Below are 15307 nucleotides of genomic sequence, written 5' to 3' on the forward strand. Positions count from 1 at the left end.
GGCCGCCCGCCACTTGCGTACCGTGGCCAGCGCCGCTCCCAGGTCCCGTGCCACCTGCGCGTTACTGGCCCCCGGTTTGGCACACGCCAGCACGATCTTCGCCCGGATCGCCAGCCTTGATGGCTCCGCCGACATACCGATCAGCCGAGCACGCTCAGCCTCACTCAGATGAATCTTCACCGCCGATGGACCCGGATGCGACATACGAATCAGTATAGGAACTTATGCAGCGAATTTCAGGCGCATGACACTAGCCAGACAATCAAGAACAGGGCCGCGTTCGCGTGCCATCATCCCCGATCGACGTGCTCTCCCGCCACCTGGAGCACGTCCCCCTCGAAGACCCGATCTCCGACCTGCCCACCCTGGCCGAGGTCCTCAACGTCATACCGACCCGCGCAGCCGCCGCGAACGCCGCTACCGGCTCGGCCCGCTCCTCACCCTCGCCCTGCTCGCCCTGCTCGCCGTGCTCGGCGGAGCCACCTCCCTCGCAAAGATCACCCCGGTCATCGCCGGATACGACCTCAACCTGCACGCCCCGGCTCGGGCTCCCCGCCACCATGCGCCTGGCCCCCTCCACCCTGGGACGACTCCTGGCCCACCTCGACGGCGACGCCTTCGACACCACGACCTGCGCCTATCTGGCCACGTTGGCCGCCGGCCACCCTCCGGAGACGACCACACCCGCCAGAACACCCCCGCTCGGCCTGGCCGTGAACGGCAAGACGCTGGGAACCCAAACGCCTGAGACTGCGCTTGTTCTCCGTCGCCGGGCGCCTGGTCCGTGGCGTCCGACAGCTACGGCTGCGCATCGCCGCCCACTGGCCCTGGGCACCGCAGATCATCACCGCGGTCACTCGCCTGCAAGCCTTAGCGCACCCACCTGACCAGTACCAATCCGCCCCACCAACCAAGAAAGGAGCCTGGGGCCCGTGGAACCCCACCCATCCGGCGCGACAGCCGGGCCACCATGCTGACCAGGAAGCGAAATCAACTCTCAGCCGGATGCCTCAGCCAACCATACGAAAATCGTGAAAGATCGAGGTCAACGTCTGCCATTCCCGCTGCAGGTCACCACAAAGGTGCGGTGAATGATGAGGGTGACCCGCACGATGTTGCGCTCGCCCGCTCGATGTACGCCGACGAGCAGCTCACGCCGGGTACGAGCCTGCCGTCAAGCATCACCGATGCGCGGGCAAGGTCAGCTGCCCGCGGATAAAGCTGCACAGCAGAGAAGATCCTCTTCCAATTCCTTCCTTAACTTTCATACGCTAACCAAAAGACCGTCTCGACAAGAGGAGAACCATGCGTTCAATGTTCAAACTACAGGCCACCCGCCCCATGTGGGCCGATATCGTCGCGATTCTTTTACCGAGCATCGACGCCGGCGCCTGTATTCCGGAACGAGGAACACAGTGCAGAGGGTGCGAGATCATCAACTCAGGCGGCGTATATTATCTCAGAAGGCTGCTGTGGGACTGCAACGGACGCTGCAACGTCCCCGCAAGCTGCTCTTAGTCTCGATTTGAACTATTAGCCGCTTTAGTTGTGGGGTCATGTTTCGGGTTTCTTTAGATTCGGATTTTGGGCATGACCCCACGTCGATTATGCAATATTAAGAGCCAGGAGAAAACCAGTGTCGATACTCTTTATGTGGGTTGTTAGCCTACTTCTGGCCGCTAACATTGTCGTCACGTTGGCCCTGGTGCGCCGTGTGCGCGAGATAGAGTTGGCCGGGCAGAACGACTTTCCTAGCGGCCTGCCCAAGCCAGGAACGAAGGTCGGCGAGTTTAGCGCCGTGACGCTCGATGGAAGGACTATATCTCAGGAGACGTTCGCACATGGTTCCAGGCTGGCGGTCTTCCTGCTTCCCGGATGTGATTCCTGCCACGGTGTCGTCGAGGCACTCGCGCGATTTTCCGGCGACAGCACTTCTCTCGTTGTTTTCATTGCAGGGGCCACATCCGACCCCGAGGTGAAAAACGTCATTGAGGCACTTCCTGGCCATGCGGCGGTTGCGCTGATCAATGTGATTTCGGATCCAGCGCTCAAGGCGATGAAGATAGCTGTTTACCCTGCCATCGTGAATGTCGTGGACGGCGTCATCGCATCGGCCTACGATCGTATGGTGTCGGGAACGTCGCAGGCCATAAGCGAAAGTTAGATCTGTGCGCAGGCGGCTTTTATGGATATGCCTTGGACTCGGATGGCGTTCCTCCCCCTTACTCTGGCTCGCATCGATTTCGACGACGGTCTTCCTCAGTGTCACTCCTGTGGCGGCTGCGTGGGCCACAGGTGAACTGGTCAACGGGCTCAGCAGTACGCGGTCCGGCGTGAGCGCCGGAGAACTGGCCCTCATGGCGGCGGTGGTGGTCGGCATCAGCGGCGTGAGCAGCATACTTGGCGATTTCTCTTCACTAGTCACTAGTACTCACCAGCGAGCTGTCGAGTTGACAGCCGAGGGTGATTTGCACGCTGCACTGATCCGGCTGCATGGATTGCGGAAGTTTGAGCATCCAGAGTTCCAAAATAAACTGAATATGGCTCTGCAGGCGGGCCCCGCCGCCCCGTGCAGCGTGCTGAGTTCCTCCCTTGAGCTTCTCCGGTCGGTGATCACGATCGGGGGCTTCGCCAGTGTCCTGCTGGCAACCTGGTGGCCGATGGCGCTGCTGCTGATCATGGCGGGAATACCCACGCTGGCGTCGCAGAGGTCGTTGGCCAGATCTAACGCCAAGACTGTCGAATCGGCGATGGCTCTGCATCGACGAAGGATCTCCTACCAGATGTTGCTCACCCGTCTAGAGACGCTTACAGAGGTCAAATTGTTCGGGCTTGGTGAGCTATTTCACGAAAGAATGCGAACCTACGCCCAAGCGGCTAACGCCCAAGAGCTCGCGGAGGAAGCACGTACAACGATCACGCAGGGTGCCTACTCCCTCCTGACAGTAGTTACCGTGGCTGCGGGAATGGTGTACGTGACCTACAGGGCCGCATCGGGGATGTTGAACCCAGGCGACGTCGTGATCTTCCTGTTCGCGGTCATGGGGATTCAGTCCAGCCTGGGCAGCATGGCCAGAACCCTGTCCGGGGCTGGTAAAGATCTGCGCCTCTTTGACCACTATTCAGCCATCGTCGCGTTGCCACCGGATATGCCAAACGGCACACTGTCGCCGGAGCCGCTTCGGGAACGGATCGTGTTCGAAGACGTCTGGTTCCGCTACGACGAAAATAGCCCGTGGGTGTTCCAGGGAATCGACCTCGTCATCCCGGCAGGAGAGACCCTCGCCATCATCGGTGTCAACGGCGCCGGCAAGAGCACCCTGCTCAAGCTGCTCTGCAGGTTCTATGACCCTGACAAGGGGCGCATCACATGGGATGGAGTCGACCTCAGACAGATGTCGATACCCGACTTGCGGCAACGAATATCCATGGCTTTTCAGGATTACACGATCTACGATCTCACCGTGGCCGAGAACATCGGAGTAGGAGACGTCAGCGATCTGAGAAACCGCGCGAGGATCGAAGTCGCCGCACGGATCACCGGTGCTCACACGGTTGCCGAAGACCTTTCGAATGGTTACGACACCATAGTCAGTCGCATATTCTTCCAAGAAAGCGATCAACAGATCGGGACCACGCTCTCGGGAGGGCAGGGGCAGCGCCTGACACTGGCCCGTTCGATGATGCGCTGCGAAGCCGATCTCTTGCTGCTAGACGAGCCGAGTTCCAATCTCGATGCTCTGGCCGAACAACGTGTTAACACGGCAATGCTGCAACAACGCCAGGGCCGTACATCAGTTCTCATCTCACATCGGCTCGGCGCTCTTCGAGAAGCGGACCGCATCGCCGTTATCGCCGATGGCCGTATCTCCGAGGCAGGCACGCACGAGACACTGATGACCACCGGAGGAATTTACGCCGAGATGTTCCGCGTACAGGCTGCGGCCTACCAGTTATAGACCATTCGAGGAATTCATGCTGCTAATTATCATACTATGCGTAGTGTTTGCACTGGTAGTGGTGATGCGCGCAACACTGGTCGTCGTACGGGTAAGGGGAGGAAGTATGAGACCTACCCTTTTTGACGGCGATCTCCTTGTTGGGGCACGCTGTCGGCCCTGTCGGACCGGATCGCTCATCGTGTTCCGCTCCGAGAGCAGCCCAGGGGGGCGCGATTCCTATCTGGTAAAACGTGTAGCTGCCGTCCCCGGCCAGTTAGTTCCCCTCGACTTCCCCGAACTGTCCGATCGAATCGTTCCTCCAGAAGTATTTCTGGTCCGTGGGGACGCAGCACGCAGCCTCGACTCGCGGCAACTAGGTTATATCTCGATTTCCGCCGTCGTGGCGGTCACCATCTGTGGATTGATCCCATTCAGGCGACTGGCCGGCAAACAGTCAGAAAACGACATCTAGAATTGGTGAAGATGGATAAGTTCGTAGGGGCATCATGTCGCACGCCTTCATAATGTGCCGATGGATCATTTGCTTCGCCTTCCTTATTGCAGTCATAGGAAAACTACGCGGCCGTAAATCATTCAGAGAATTCGCCGAATCGCTGGACGGATGGACTGGGCTTCGTCTCTCTGAGTCCGCACGCACATCGTTGGCTCTTGCTGTCATCGTAGGTGAAATTTTCATCGTTGCCCTCACCGTCTTCGACAGAAGCGCGTTCTTCGGCATGCTTCTCGCTATAGGAGTGCTTCTATTTTTTACCTTGGCGACGGCCATCTCGGTCAGAGCCGGCCGGCGAATTCTGTGCAACTGTTTCGGACGAGGCGTCCGAGACGTGAGCACAGTCCACTTCGTGCGTAACGGAATACTCCTGGTAACCTCAGGTGTCGGCGCTGCCGGAGGAAGTCTTGTCACCTCTTCCGTGCTGCCTTTGGTCCTTGCGCTGGTGATCGCAATCGCGATTTCTCGCATCGAGGACATCGGATACCTTTTCGGCTAAGACTGATTTTCCGGAAGTCCTGGCAGCTCAGAGCATCAAGCCTGCGCCACCCGCTCCCTCGCGAATAGCAGCCTTTGCGGTTGAACTAGTGATAGTTGGTGTCGAACCACTTGGTCATCTCCAGCGGCGCCACCCCCTCGGCACCCCGGGCCATCGCGAAGTACGGGTCGGCGACCCCGGCGAACCGCTCGGGAACCGCGCCGACCATGGTGACGGTGTCCAGCACGTGGTCGTACAAAGAGAAGATGTTGGACGGCACCGCGTCCAACCCCGCCCCCGACAACTCCCGCCACACCCCTCGCCGCAGACCCGCGGCCCTGTCCCGAAGACCGGCGGCATCAACCCGCCCGGCCCAGTAATCCTCCGTCGCCCGCTTCAACTCGCGACGGTCCCCGATACGGGGATACCCCAAAACGGTCGTGGTGACCTGACTCCCGCGGCGGCAGGGCCGCGGGGCAGTGGTCGGTGAAAGCACTGGTGTCCAGCACGGCGATCGAATCAAGGAAAGTGGCCAGGATTGGCCGGGTTGTGAGGCCGAGCTCTCCGGTCGGGACGATCACCAGCGTGGTGTCTCCGACGGGAACCAGCCGTATCGAGAGCCGCACGCCCCTGGTGAACCTCCCGCTCTGCTCAGGCCACCTACGTAGCAGACCTGGTGGAACGAGGCCGTAGTACGGTTCGGCAACCGGCTGGTCATGCCCTGGGATTCGGCCCGGGCGAGAAGAGTTCGCAATGGTTTCGTCACCCGGTGGATCACCGAAACAGGCCGTCCAGGTTTACAGTGCGTCCAGTCAAGGGGGCACGATGAAGTTTGGGATACTAGGTCCGCTGACGGTGTGGCGAGAGGGTGAGCAGCTCGATCTCGGCACGCCCAAGGCGCGGGTGCTGTTGGCGGTTCTGCTGTGCCAAGCGGGTAATCCTGTTTCGGAAGATCAACTGGCTGTGGCACTGTGGGGGAACACCCCTCCGAAGAGCGCCACCAAGAACATGCAGACCTACGTCCACCGGCTCCGGCGGCACCTGGGCGACCCGGCGCGCGTCGTACGGCACGGCTCCGGCTATCTGATGCCGGTGGTCCAGGACGAGCTGGATGCGGCGAGGTTCGAGAACCTGGCCGGCTCAGGGCAGGCGGTGGAGGCCGCCGGTGAGCCGGAGGAAGCGACCCACCGCCTGCACGAGGCGCTGAGTCTCTGGCGCGGGCCCGCGTTCGTCGGCATGACCGATGTCCCGATGCTGGCCGCGGAGGCCGCGCGGCTGGACGAGGTCCGCCTGTCGGTCCTGCAGTCGCGGATCGCCGTGGACCTGAGGCTGGGACGCCACGCCGGGCTGTTGGGCGAGCTGACCGCCCTCACCAACGAGTACCCACTGCGGGAGCGGCTGCGCGCGCAGCTGATGCTGGCGCTGTACCGCTGTGGCCGGCGGGCGGACGCGCTCGCCGAATACACGCGTGCCCGCAAGACCCTGATCGAGGAGACCGGTCTGGACCCGGCCGAAGAGCTGCACGACATGCATCAGAGAATCCTCACTCAGGACCCCTCACTCGACCTCGTTCCTCGCGTCATGGCGACGATCACGGGCTCCCCTGTGGGGCCGGGCCCGTACAGGCCGGCCTACCGTGACACTGCTGCGCGCCTGTCGGACGAACCGGGCATCGAGCCGAGCGAGCACATGCGTGCCCTGTCCGCCGACCGTCCCGTCCATGCCACGGCCCCGATGCCTGAACCTCAAGCGGCCCCCACCCCCGCCGAGTTGCCGCCGGACATCGCGGATTTCACGGGCAGGGACGGCGAGGTGGCAGAGCTCACCGAGGTCCTCACCAAGCCGCGGCCGGGCACCGTCGCCATGGCCAGCGTCGCGGGTCTGGGGGGCCTGGGCAAGACCACGCTCGCCGTGCACGTCGCGCACCGGATCGCGGGTCGCTTTCCCGACGGCCAGCTCTATGCGGACCTGCGCGGTGCCTCCGCCGACCCTGCCCGCCCAGAGGACGTGCTCAGCCGGTTCCTGTTCGCACTGGGCATCAGCGCCACCGGCATACCCGAATCCCTGGAAGAACGCGTGGCGTTCTACCGGAGCTGCCTGGCCGGACGCAGAATTCTCATCCTGCTCGACAATGTCGCCGGAGAGGAGCAGGTACGGCCGCTCCTGCCCGGGGCCCCCGGCACGGCCGTGCTCCTCACCGGCCGTGTCCGGCTGGTCGGTCTCGAGGGTACGAGCCTGCTGGAACTCGACGTCCTGCCGTCCGCCCAGGCCATGGACCTACTGAGAAGGATCGTCGGCGACGAACGCGTCCAGGACGACCCGGACGCGGCTCTGGAGATCACCCGCTTGTGCGGCCGGGTCCCGCTGGCGGTCCGCATCTCGGCGGCCAGGCTCCTCGGCAGAAGGCAGTGGAGTCTGTCCCACCTCGCCGGCGTCCTCGGGGAGGAACGGCACCGGCTGGACGAACTTGTGGCGGGTGACCTCGACATCCGCGCGGGATTCGAGATGAGCTACCGGACGCTTCCCGCGGGTGCGCAGCGGGCCTTCCGGCTAGCCGGACTGCTCGACGCACCCGATTTCGCCCCCTGGGCGGTGGCGGCCCTCCTGGACGTGCCGTTACGGCAGGCGGAACACGAGATCGAAACCCTGATCGACGCTCATCTGCTGAACCTCACCGGGACGGACGAGACGGGCAGGCTCAGGTATCGGTTCCACGACCTGATCCGGTTGTACGCGCGTGAGCGGGCGCAGCGCGAGGATCCCGAACCCGAGCGTCAGGCCGCGCTCGGGCGGGCCCTGGGTGCGTGGCTGGCGCTGGCGGAGGTCGCGGCGGAGCACGTCCAGGGCCCCTGTTACGCACTCATGCACAGCTGTGCGCCGCGCTGGCGGCTGCCTGCGGCGGTTTCCGGCCCGCTGCTGGCCGACCCGATGGCCTGGTTCGGCGCGGAGCACGCCGCGCTGATGGCGGGGGTCGCCCAAGCGTGCGAGGCGCGCCTGACCCAACTCGCATGGGACCTCGCGGGGTCCACCGAGACGTACCTCAACGTGCGCGGCTTGTATGACGGCTGGCAGCGCATGCACGAGCAGGCGCTCGCCCTCTGCCGTGAGACCGGCGACAAGCGCGGCGAGGCCGTGCTGATGCGCGGCCTCCTGCAGGTCACCACCTGGAACTCACCGGCGGGCCCCGGACCGGCGATGACACGGATGCGGGCCGGCGCTTCGCAGCTCCTCGACCTGTTCACCATGCTGGACGATCCGGCCGGAATGGCCGACGCCTTGGCGACCCTGGCCTGGAGCATGACGGCCGACGGGAACGGTGGTGCACAAGCGCTCGCCCTGGCGGAGCGCGCTCTGCGGACGGCCGCCGACGCGGACTACCTCGGCGGCCAGGCGCGGGCCTATCACGTGATGGCGATCATCCACGGCGAGGACGACCCTCAGGGGGCGCTCACGGTCCTGGAGCAGGCGACGAAGGTCGCCGAGGCGCTCGGCAATGCTCACTACACCACGACGATCACCCAGTTCCTCGGCGCGGCGAAATCGTTCTGCGGTGACGTCACGGGCGGCCAGGAACTGCTGGAAAGCTCCTTGGAAATGGCACGGCGGTTGCGCTACCGCTATCTGGAGACGTTCTCGCTGCTCTACCTCTCGAAGCTGTTCGTCGCGGTCGGGGACGAGCGGGCCAGGGCGACCGCCGAACTGACGCTGGCCTACAGCGAGGACGGCAACTTCGGCCATTATCTCGCCGACGCGCTCAGCGTTCTCGGGCAGTTGAACCTGGCCGAAGGAGACCTGCCCGCCGCCATCGCCACCCTCGAACGCTCGGTCCGGGTGTGGCGAACCCGCGGCTCGATCCCCTACCTGGCGCGGACGCTCCGCGCCCTCGGCGACGCCCACGGCGCCGCCGGCGACCACCGCACGGCCAGGGCCGTCTGGGAGGAGGCCCGTGAACTGTTCCGCGGGATCTCGCACGAGAATGGCGTGAGAACGCTGGACTCCCGGCTCGGGTGAAGAGCAGCCAGGCTCTCGGCGACACGTCGCCGTGGATGACCGCCATCAGACGGTCGACGGTCATAGTCGAAGGTCACCAGCGCGGTGCCGGGCCGGCGCAAAGCCGCGACGAATCCTGCACCAGCAGTCGGCTGTCGAAGTCGAGATACATCGGCTTGTGCCACTTCTCGCGAGTCTTGGGTCCACGCCGTCGCGGACTTGGCGAGGCGCTCGTTCACGCTCTCTGGGTCGGGACGGGTGCGGAAGAAGCATCGGCGAGGGATTCCCTCGGCGTGCCGCCATTACGCCGGCCGCAGCAGGAACCGGCCTTCCTCCTCTCCCGACCGGGGCAGCGGCACGCGCCGAAAGGGAAACCTGGTCTGCGCCCGCAGGTCGTGATCGGCGCGCACGCCGAAGGCAGGCTGCTCGACAAGGAGCCAAGGTCCGCAGCGTCATCAGGTGAAAACGCTGCCCCCGTTCAGCCAAGTAAAGCCGGGTAACCAGCCGTATTCCGCGCATATTCCACGGTGCTACCGACGCGTGCAACGATCACTCCAGTGAGCCCCGGCCCGAGGATCGCTCGCGTCAGAGAGATTCGAGCATGACGAATCCTTTTTAGAGGCCATATTTCACCCCCTAATGCCAGGCGCTCCGGAGGGCTGACCTCCGTCCGAGAGAAGGAGGAACGATGAACCCGCTCAAAACGGTCACCGTCGGCGTCGCTGCCGCGATGGCGAGCGTCATCCTCGCACAACCGGCCTTGGCGGCGAGCTTTCAACGGGATGTCGGAGACGGGATCGTCCGCTACGCCGACCCCACCAATGAGTTGTGCGTCCGAGCGGATGACACCACAGGGACGGCCTGGGTGGAGGTGACCCTGACCCGTCCGGATGTGATCGGAAGGCCCATTGTCATCAGAGATGACAACATCCGGCACCCGGGCGCCACCTGTGAGGTACTCACCGCTTTCGAAGACGTCACCTACCGGGCCGATTACGAGAGCTACTGGAGCGGGCGAGGCACCGTCCTGCGCGGGACGTTCCAATTCGGGACCTGACGCTCAGACAGGGCCCTCTACACCATCAATCGCGGTTCTCGTCTCGATTCACCAGGGGGCGACATCTCGCACGTCCCCCCGATCGCAAAGGGTTTTCCATGAACAAATGCATAAGGGTCGCCCTCGTGGCAACGGTCGCCGCAGGATCCTTGCTCGTCGGAGCGCTGCCGGCACAGGCCGCCAACCGCGACAACTGCCGCGGACAGGTCTCCGGCATCTCCACGAGCGGCTCCGCCGTCGTCGCCTCGTACGTTGTCGTATGCAACCGGGTCCAGAACCGCATCATCGTCTCGGCAGACGTCAACCGCCACAACATCCCGTTGAGAACCGTGCGCAAGACGAAGATCTGTAACAACGCCACCAGGTGTAGCGTCCATCCACGGATTTCCAATCCCACCGGCAGGCAGTTGTTCTCCGGAGCGGTCTTTGCCGCGACCGCCAGCCGAGGTGACTACATAGCAGGATGTGGGTATGTGGAAGACGTGCTGAGCGGGGGCCTGAGCCTGGACGCGCTCATGACCTGCAGATCCTCGGACGAGTTCCACTGACCGACCCACTCGTTGACGTTGCGCTGAGGGCCGCGACACGTTGCGCCGCCCGAAGGCCGGTAAGCCGGGGTGACGGATCCCGCGTCGCCGGCCGGTCGCCGCGCGACTGCTGGTCGTGGTGTTCTTCTTCAACTTCTTCTACATGCCGATAGAGGTGGCGCTCCCCCTGTACGTGCGCGGGACGCTGGGCGCCGACGCGTCGGCGCTCGGCCTGCTGTGGGGCGCGCTGGGTGTGGGCGCGTTCATCGGCGCCTCGCTGGTCAACCGGTTACGCGACCTGCCGCAGCGGCACGTGCTGATCGCGATCATCGGGCTGTGGGCGCTGTGCCCGATCGCCCTCGCCTACGTCGGCGACCTCACCTCGGCGATGATCGTGTGCGGCCTGGGCGGCCTGGTGTGGGCGCCGTTCACGCCCGTCGCCCACAGCTTCCTGCAGCCGTGTGTCGAGCCGGAGGAGCAGTAGCAGGTCGTCACGCTCTGGACGACCGGCTCGACGCCGGCTGTGGGCGGGCCGCTGATCGAGCTGGCCGGGAGCACCGGAGGGCTGCTGCTCTCCGGTGCTCTGACCATGCCGTTGCTCCCGATCGGGCTCTCGCCGTACTCGGAAAAGGTCGGCTGAGGAGTGAGCTCAGCGCCTCGCGATGTTGTACTGGATGGTGTACTGCCGCGCTCCGCAACAGCCAGGGTGACTCGGGTTGGGAGTCCGGATCCAGAGCTGCCCGAGGTTGCTGCCGCTGCGTACTCTGACCGTCCTCATGACCGAATATGCCTTGGAGTCGCCGTCGCAGATCTTGCCGTATCTACCCCGCTGGGCCTCCCAGTCGTTCGCGTTCGCGAAGTAAAGGTCCGGAAAGATGCATCCGCCCCTGGGGAAGCCGTTCTCGCGAATCACGATGGACCGCAGCTGCGCGGACCTGGGGGACTTGTAGGCCCAGGTGGTGGTCACCTTGATCGGGTACTTCCGGCCACGGTGGTCCTTGATCGCGACATAGGTGGTCACGGACTGGACCGGCCTGATTCGCTTGACGTAGCTGGTTTTTGGTCGGGCGCGGCGTGCGCAGTGGGCGCCATGAGCAGCCCGGCTCCGAGGGTGGCGGTGAGAGCCACTCCGATCATGGGAAGCCGGAGTCGCGTGAGGGGTCGCACTGGTTCTCCTTCATCATGCAAGGCATTCCTGGACAGATGATCATCTGACCGGTCAGAAGATACTTTTGAGGAACGCGGTCAAGCCGAAGAGTGAGCGTCGAGCCGGGTGAAGGTGGAGCCGGCCGGCTGCGCGGGCGCCGAGAACGTGGCCCTCGCACATCCGCATCTCGGCGCTGCCCCGACAACGACGCCAGCCGAAACGCCGAGAACGGACACAACGCCTGCGATCCTCTTCCGCTTGCCGGTCATTGAAATTCCTTTCCTTCCAGGCGTTTTTCGAGTTTTGCGCCGACAAAACTCTATACGACCTTGGTATATCCAGAGAATATGGCCGGCATATGGGCGCCTGGATTCCGCCGGGTCCTGCGCACCAGGTGATAACGGCACGGACATGGTCGGGCCCGCGCCTGGATCAACGAGTGGAACCTAATCTCGACTGAACCCGCACCTGGTCCTACGACGGGCTCAAGCAAGCCTGCCGCGAGCCGGTGACCTGGAAGGTGACCGGCCGTTCCTTTCCGAACCCGCGATGGCCGTGCCTCCCGACGTCAAGGTGGTCCGGATTAAGACCTGCGCTCAAGTCGGCGCCGGCACCGGATTTCATGAAAGCTTCAACATATATGCGTTCCGAAACCCGGCAGCCGTGCGGGTGGTGGGCTACTTCAGGAACCACACTCGGACGAGGGTAACGCCAACCAAGATCAGAGTGTGTTATACGAATGGCTTCGACAGGAATGCGCTGATCGCCCCGGCCATCAAGAACAGCAGCGGCTCTTTCCGCAAGGATTGGATACCAATGATTATTCGCCTCGACAGTGAGGTGATCTCAGAGAAATAATTCGGACAGTTGTGGATACCCGGGACGCCGCCGGTGGCGGTTCGCCTGCGTTGCTGCCCGCGCCGCGCGACCGAGATCGCCCAGGCGCCCCTTCTCCTTCAGGGCGTTGAAGACGACCGCCACCCAGGATGAAAAACACTCCCGGTACGACGGACCGAGCCGGCCCACAGGACTCTGTCAGAGGTGTGCTTTCCGCGTGGCCTGCCGTGGTTGGTGATGCTCTTGTCTGAGATTGTTCACATGGTGGCGTTGGCGCGTGGGCGGTGCTGGTCGCGACCGACGGATCCACTGAACTCCACGATCACTGCTTAACCGCCTTCTCGCCTCAGCGCGGCTGCCGACGCAGCCCATGAAACCGCAGGACCGCCTCACGTTGTTGCTCGATGGAACCGATCTCGCAGGGCTGAGCCGGTGCGAACACATCGACTTCCTCGAATGCATCGCCTGGTTGATTCCTGGCGCGTTGGATGGCCCCACCTTGGCGCGGATTGCGGCCCCAGTTGACGATCGTGGCGGGCTTGATCTGGCGTAGGTATTGGCCCCACTTGGGTGATCAGAACGGTGGGCAGGGGCTGGTTGTTGCGTCTCATCGCATCTGAGGCATGATTCCACTGGCCTGGGTTGTGGGGGTCGCCGGTGGCAGAGGGGTCTCGGCGGTCATGGTGCGCCGCGTTGCGTTCGTCATGCCGGTCGTAGCGCGCTGGCCTCCTGGCATTCTTGGTGACATGTCCGGCACCTCGGCACGACTGCTGAACCTGCTGTCCCTGCTCCAGGCTCCGCGCGACTGGCCGGGCAGCGAACTCGCGGCGCGTCTGGAGGTCAGCCAGCGCACCATCCGCCGCGACGTCGAGCGGCTGCGCGATCTCGGCTATCCGGTACGCGCGACGATGGGTGGCGAGGGCGGCTATCGCCTGGTGGCGGGCACCGCCATGCCGCCGCTGCTACTCGATGACGAGGAGGCCGTGGCCATCGCCGTCGGCCTGCGTACGGTGGCCAGGCACCCCGTCGCGGGCATCGACCAGGCGTCGGTCCGCGCGATGGCCAAGCTCCAGCAGGTGTTGCCGTCCCGTCTGCGGCACCGGGTCGGCGCGCTGAACGCCGCGACCGAGGCTCCCCATCCTTTCTCCGGGCCGGACATCGCCCCGGAGATCCTCACCGCGATCGCCGGGGCCGCGGCCGGCCACGAGCAGCTGCGCTTCGCCTACGAGGCGGGCGACGGCACCGCGAGCAGGCGGCTGGTTGAGCCGTACCGCCTGGTCACCGTGGGCAGGCGCTGGTACCTGGTGGCCTTCGACAACGACAAGGACGACTGGCGGATCTTTCGCGTGGACCGCGTGAGCGAGCCCCGCCCGACCGGAGTGCGGGTGCCGCCGAGGACGCCGCCCGCCGAGGACGCCGCAGCCTTCGTCACGGCCAGGCTGTACTCGACGGCGCCCACCTTCCGCGCCGTCGCCACCCTGCACGCCCCGGCCGAGCGGGTGGCGGCCCGCCTCGGCGACGCCGCGGGCGAGTTGGAGCCGATCGACGCTGACACCTGCCGACTGTCCGGGCAGAGCGACACCCTGGAGTGGCTGGCATTCCGACTGGTCATGCTGGGGTGCGAGTTCGAGGTGCACGAGCCGCCCGAGCTGGTCGACTACCTGCGCGAGATGGCGGCCAGGACGCTTCGTGCCGTGTAGGTCAGAAACTGACCTACACGAGGCCTAGTGTCGGTGGCACATTCCGGCACGCAAGGAGGCACCCCAGATGTCTGTCAAGGCGATCCCCGAGGGCTACACGACCGTCACGCCGTGGATCATCTCCCGCGACACGGCCGCGGTCATCGACTACATCCGGAAGGCGTTCGGCGCCGAGGAACTGGGCCGAGTGATCGACGCCCGCGGGGTGATCGGGCACGCGGAGGTCCGCATCGGCGACGCGATCGTGATGCTGTTCGACGGCGACCCGAGTTGGCCCGCGACGCCCGCGTTCCTCCGGCTGTATGTCGAGGACGCCCGCGCAGTGCACCGCCAGGCGGTCGAGGCGGGAGGCGTCTCCATCTCGGAGGTCACCCACCTGGCGTTCGGCGACCTGGTCGGGCGGGTGCGCGACCCGTTCGGCAACGTGTGGTGGATCCAGACCCACATCGAGGACGTGACGCCCGAGGAGATGGAGCGACGCTTCGGCGACCCGGAGTTCACCGCGGCGATGGAGTACATGCAGCGCCCCGAGACCGAGATCTTCCCCCGGAGCTGACCTCGAGCGACCCGGAAGTACGCCGCACCGCTGTGGTCCACAATCTTCACCTGGCTCTCCCCTCCGCGCTGTCGATCCCCGCTCGAGAGAAGTGCGGGGGATGAGTGGCACAGCGGCGGCCATGCAGGCAGGCGTTGTCGCCGGTAGGACGTAGCGGTGGTCGTCTTGGTCAAGGGGTGCGCTGGGCTTGAGTTTGGGCGAGCCGATAGGAGTCGGTGCCGGTGGAGTTAACCCGGTTTGGTGGACACCTGATCTCTGAGGAACCCTGGTTCCCAGAAGAAGGAGTTCACTGTGCCGGACAACTATCCGTCGGAGTTTCGTCGGCAGATGGTGGAGCTGGTGCGCGCGGGACGATCGCCGGAGGAGCTCGCCAAGGAGTTCGAGCCCTCTGCGCAGTCGATCCGTGTCTGGGCGCGCCAGGCCGACCTTGATGATGGCCGCCGCGCCGATGGCCTGACCAGTGCCGAAAAAGACGAGCTGGCCAGGCTGCGCCGCGAGGTCAAGCTTCTCCGGGAGGAGAAGGAGATCTTGCGTAAGGCCGCGGTTTTCTTCACGCGGGAGAC

Annotated in this window: 16 protein-coding genes and 1 pseudogene; 14 read left to right on the plus strand and 3 right to left on the minus strand. The window is 64.5% G+C overall.

The annotated features are described in order from the left end of the window. On the minus strand, nucleotides 1-204 hold a 204-nt coding region (locus tag ACSDR0_RS46095; RefSeq protein ID WP_435295320.1), incomplete at its 3' end, for a helix-turn-helix domain-containing protein. A 528-nt stretch (nucleotides 205-732) separates the two neighbouring features. On the opposite strand from ACSDR0_RS46095, the pseudogene ACSDR0_RS46100 reads away from it, so the two are divergent. From ACSDR0_RS46100 to ACSDR0_RS46120, 5 genes and pseudogenes are all read left to right on the plus strand, one after another. Further along, nucleotides 733-1035: pseudogene (locus ACSDR0_RS46100) on the plus strand (hypothetical protein); the annotation flags it as partial. Between the two features lie 601 nt (nucleotides 1036-1636). After that, a complete protein-coding gene (locus ACSDR0_RS46105; protein ID WP_435295321.1) occupies nucleotides 1637-2164 on the plus strand; it encodes a hypothetical protein in 528 nt (175 codons plus the stop codon). Nucleotides 2165-2333: 169 nt separating this feature from the next. After that, nucleotides 2334-3959: an ABC transporter ATP-binding protein gene (locus tag ACSDR0_RS46110; protein ID WP_435295322.1), complete on the plus strand. Its 1626-nt coding sequence runs from the start codon at nucleotides 2334-2336 to the stop codon at nucleotides 3957-3959. 16 nt (nucleotides 3960-3975) lie between these two features. Then, nucleotides 3976-4413 (plus strand): S26 family signal peptidase, encoded by a 438-nt coding sequence (locus tag ACSDR0_RS46115; RefSeq protein ID WP_435295323.1) that lies wholly within the window; start codon nucleotides 3976-3978, stop codon nucleotides 4411-4413. A 34-nt stretch (nucleotides 4414-4447) separates the two neighbouring features. After that, nucleotides 4448-4951 (plus strand): MauE/DoxX family redox-associated membrane protein, encoded by a 504-nt coding sequence (locus ACSDR0_RS46120; RefSeq protein WP_435295324.1) that lies wholly within the window; start codon nucleotides 4448-4450, stop codon nucleotides 4949-4951. Nucleotides 4952-5036: 85 nt separating this feature from the next. On the opposite strand, the gene ACSDR0_RS46125 is transcribed toward ACSDR0_RS46120, so the two are convergent. Beyond that, nucleotides 5037-5426 (minus strand): hypothetical protein, encoded by a 390-nt coding sequence (locus ACSDR0_RS46125; protein ID WP_435295325.1) that lies wholly within the window; start codon nucleotides 5424-5426, stop codon nucleotides 5037-5039. Between the two features lie 329 nt (nucleotides 5427-5755). On the opposite strand from ACSDR0_RS46125, the gene ACSDR0_RS46130 reads away from it, so the two are divergent. The 4 genes from ACSDR0_RS46130 to ACSDR0_RS46145 all read left to right on the plus strand — a co-directional run bounded on the left by ACSDR0_RS46130 (nucleotide 5756) and on the right by ACSDR0_RS46145 (nucleotide 10988). Further along, nucleotides 5756-8941, plus strand: a complete 3186-nt coding sequence (locus ACSDR0_RS46130) for an AfsR/SARP family transcriptional regulator (protein WP_435295326.1) — start codon at nucleotides 5756-5758, stop codon at nucleotides 8939-8941. Nucleotides 8942-9608: 667 nt separating this feature from the next. Continuing rightward, nucleotides 9609-9977, plus strand: a complete 369-nt coding sequence (locus tag ACSDR0_RS46135; RefSeq protein ID WP_435295327.1) for a hypothetical protein — start codon at nucleotides 9609-9611, stop codon at nucleotides 9975-9977. A 98-nt stretch (nucleotides 9978-10075) separates the two neighbouring features. Continuing rightward, complete coding sequence (locus ACSDR0_RS46140) at nucleotides 10076-10525, plus strand: hypothetical protein (protein WP_435295328.1); 450 nt, start codon at nucleotides 10076-10078, stop codon at nucleotides 10523-10525. Between the two features lie 76 nt (nucleotides 10526-10601). Further along, the gene (locus tag ACSDR0_RS46145; RefSeq protein WP_435295335.1) at nucleotides 10602-10988 is read left to right on the plus strand and encodes an MFS transporter; all 387 of its coding nucleotides are present in this window, start codon (nucleotides 10602-10604) and stop codon (nucleotides 10986-10988) included. A gap of 165 nt (nucleotides 10989-11153) precedes the next feature. On the opposite strand, the gene ACSDR0_RS46150 is transcribed toward ACSDR0_RS46145, so the two are convergent. After that, nucleotides 11154-11525, minus strand: coding sequence for a hypothetical protein (locus ACSDR0_RS46150; protein ID WP_435295329.1), 372 nt, complete (start codon nucleotides 11523-11525; stop codon nucleotides 11154-11156). A gap of 675 nt (nucleotides 11526-12200) precedes the next feature. On the opposite strand from ACSDR0_RS46150, the gene ACSDR0_RS46155 reads away from it, so the two are divergent. The 5 genes from ACSDR0_RS46155 to ACSDR0_RS46175 form a co-directional block, all read left to right on the plus strand. Continuing rightward, nucleotides 12201-12509, plus strand: a complete 309-nt coding sequence (locus tag ACSDR0_RS46155; RefSeq protein WP_435295330.1) for a hypothetical protein — start codon at nucleotides 12201-12203, stop codon at nucleotides 12507-12509. 349 nt (nucleotides 12510-12858) lie between these two features. Next, nucleotides 12859-13041: a hypothetical protein gene (locus ACSDR0_RS46160; RefSeq protein WP_435295331.1), complete on the plus strand. Its 183-nt coding sequence runs from the start codon at nucleotides 12859-12861 to the stop codon at nucleotides 13039-13041. Between the two features lie 193 nt (nucleotides 13042-13234). Beyond that, entirely contained in the window at nucleotides 13235-14188 is a 954-nt protein-coding gene (locus ACSDR0_RS46165; protein ID WP_435295332.1) for a helix-turn-helix transcriptional regulator, read from the plus strand. 67 nt (nucleotides 14189-14255) lie between these two features. Further along, nucleotides 14256-14744 carry a VOC family protein gene (locus ACSDR0_RS46170; RefSeq protein WP_435295333.1) on the plus strand — a complete coding sequence of 163 codons (489 nt, stop codon included), beginning with the start codon at nucleotides 14256-14258 and terminating at the stop codon, nucleotides 14742-14744. Between the two features lie 291 nt (nucleotides 14745-15035). Continuing rightward, nucleotides 15036-15307: transposase (locus tag ACSDR0_RS46175; RefSeq protein WP_435295334.1), on the plus strand; the 272-nt coding region annotated here is incomplete at its 3' end.

This window comes from Streptosporangium sp. G11 (genome assembly GCF_051192615.1).
GTDB lineage: Bacteria > Actinomycetota > Actinomycetes > Streptosporangiales > Streptosporangiaceae > Streptosporangium.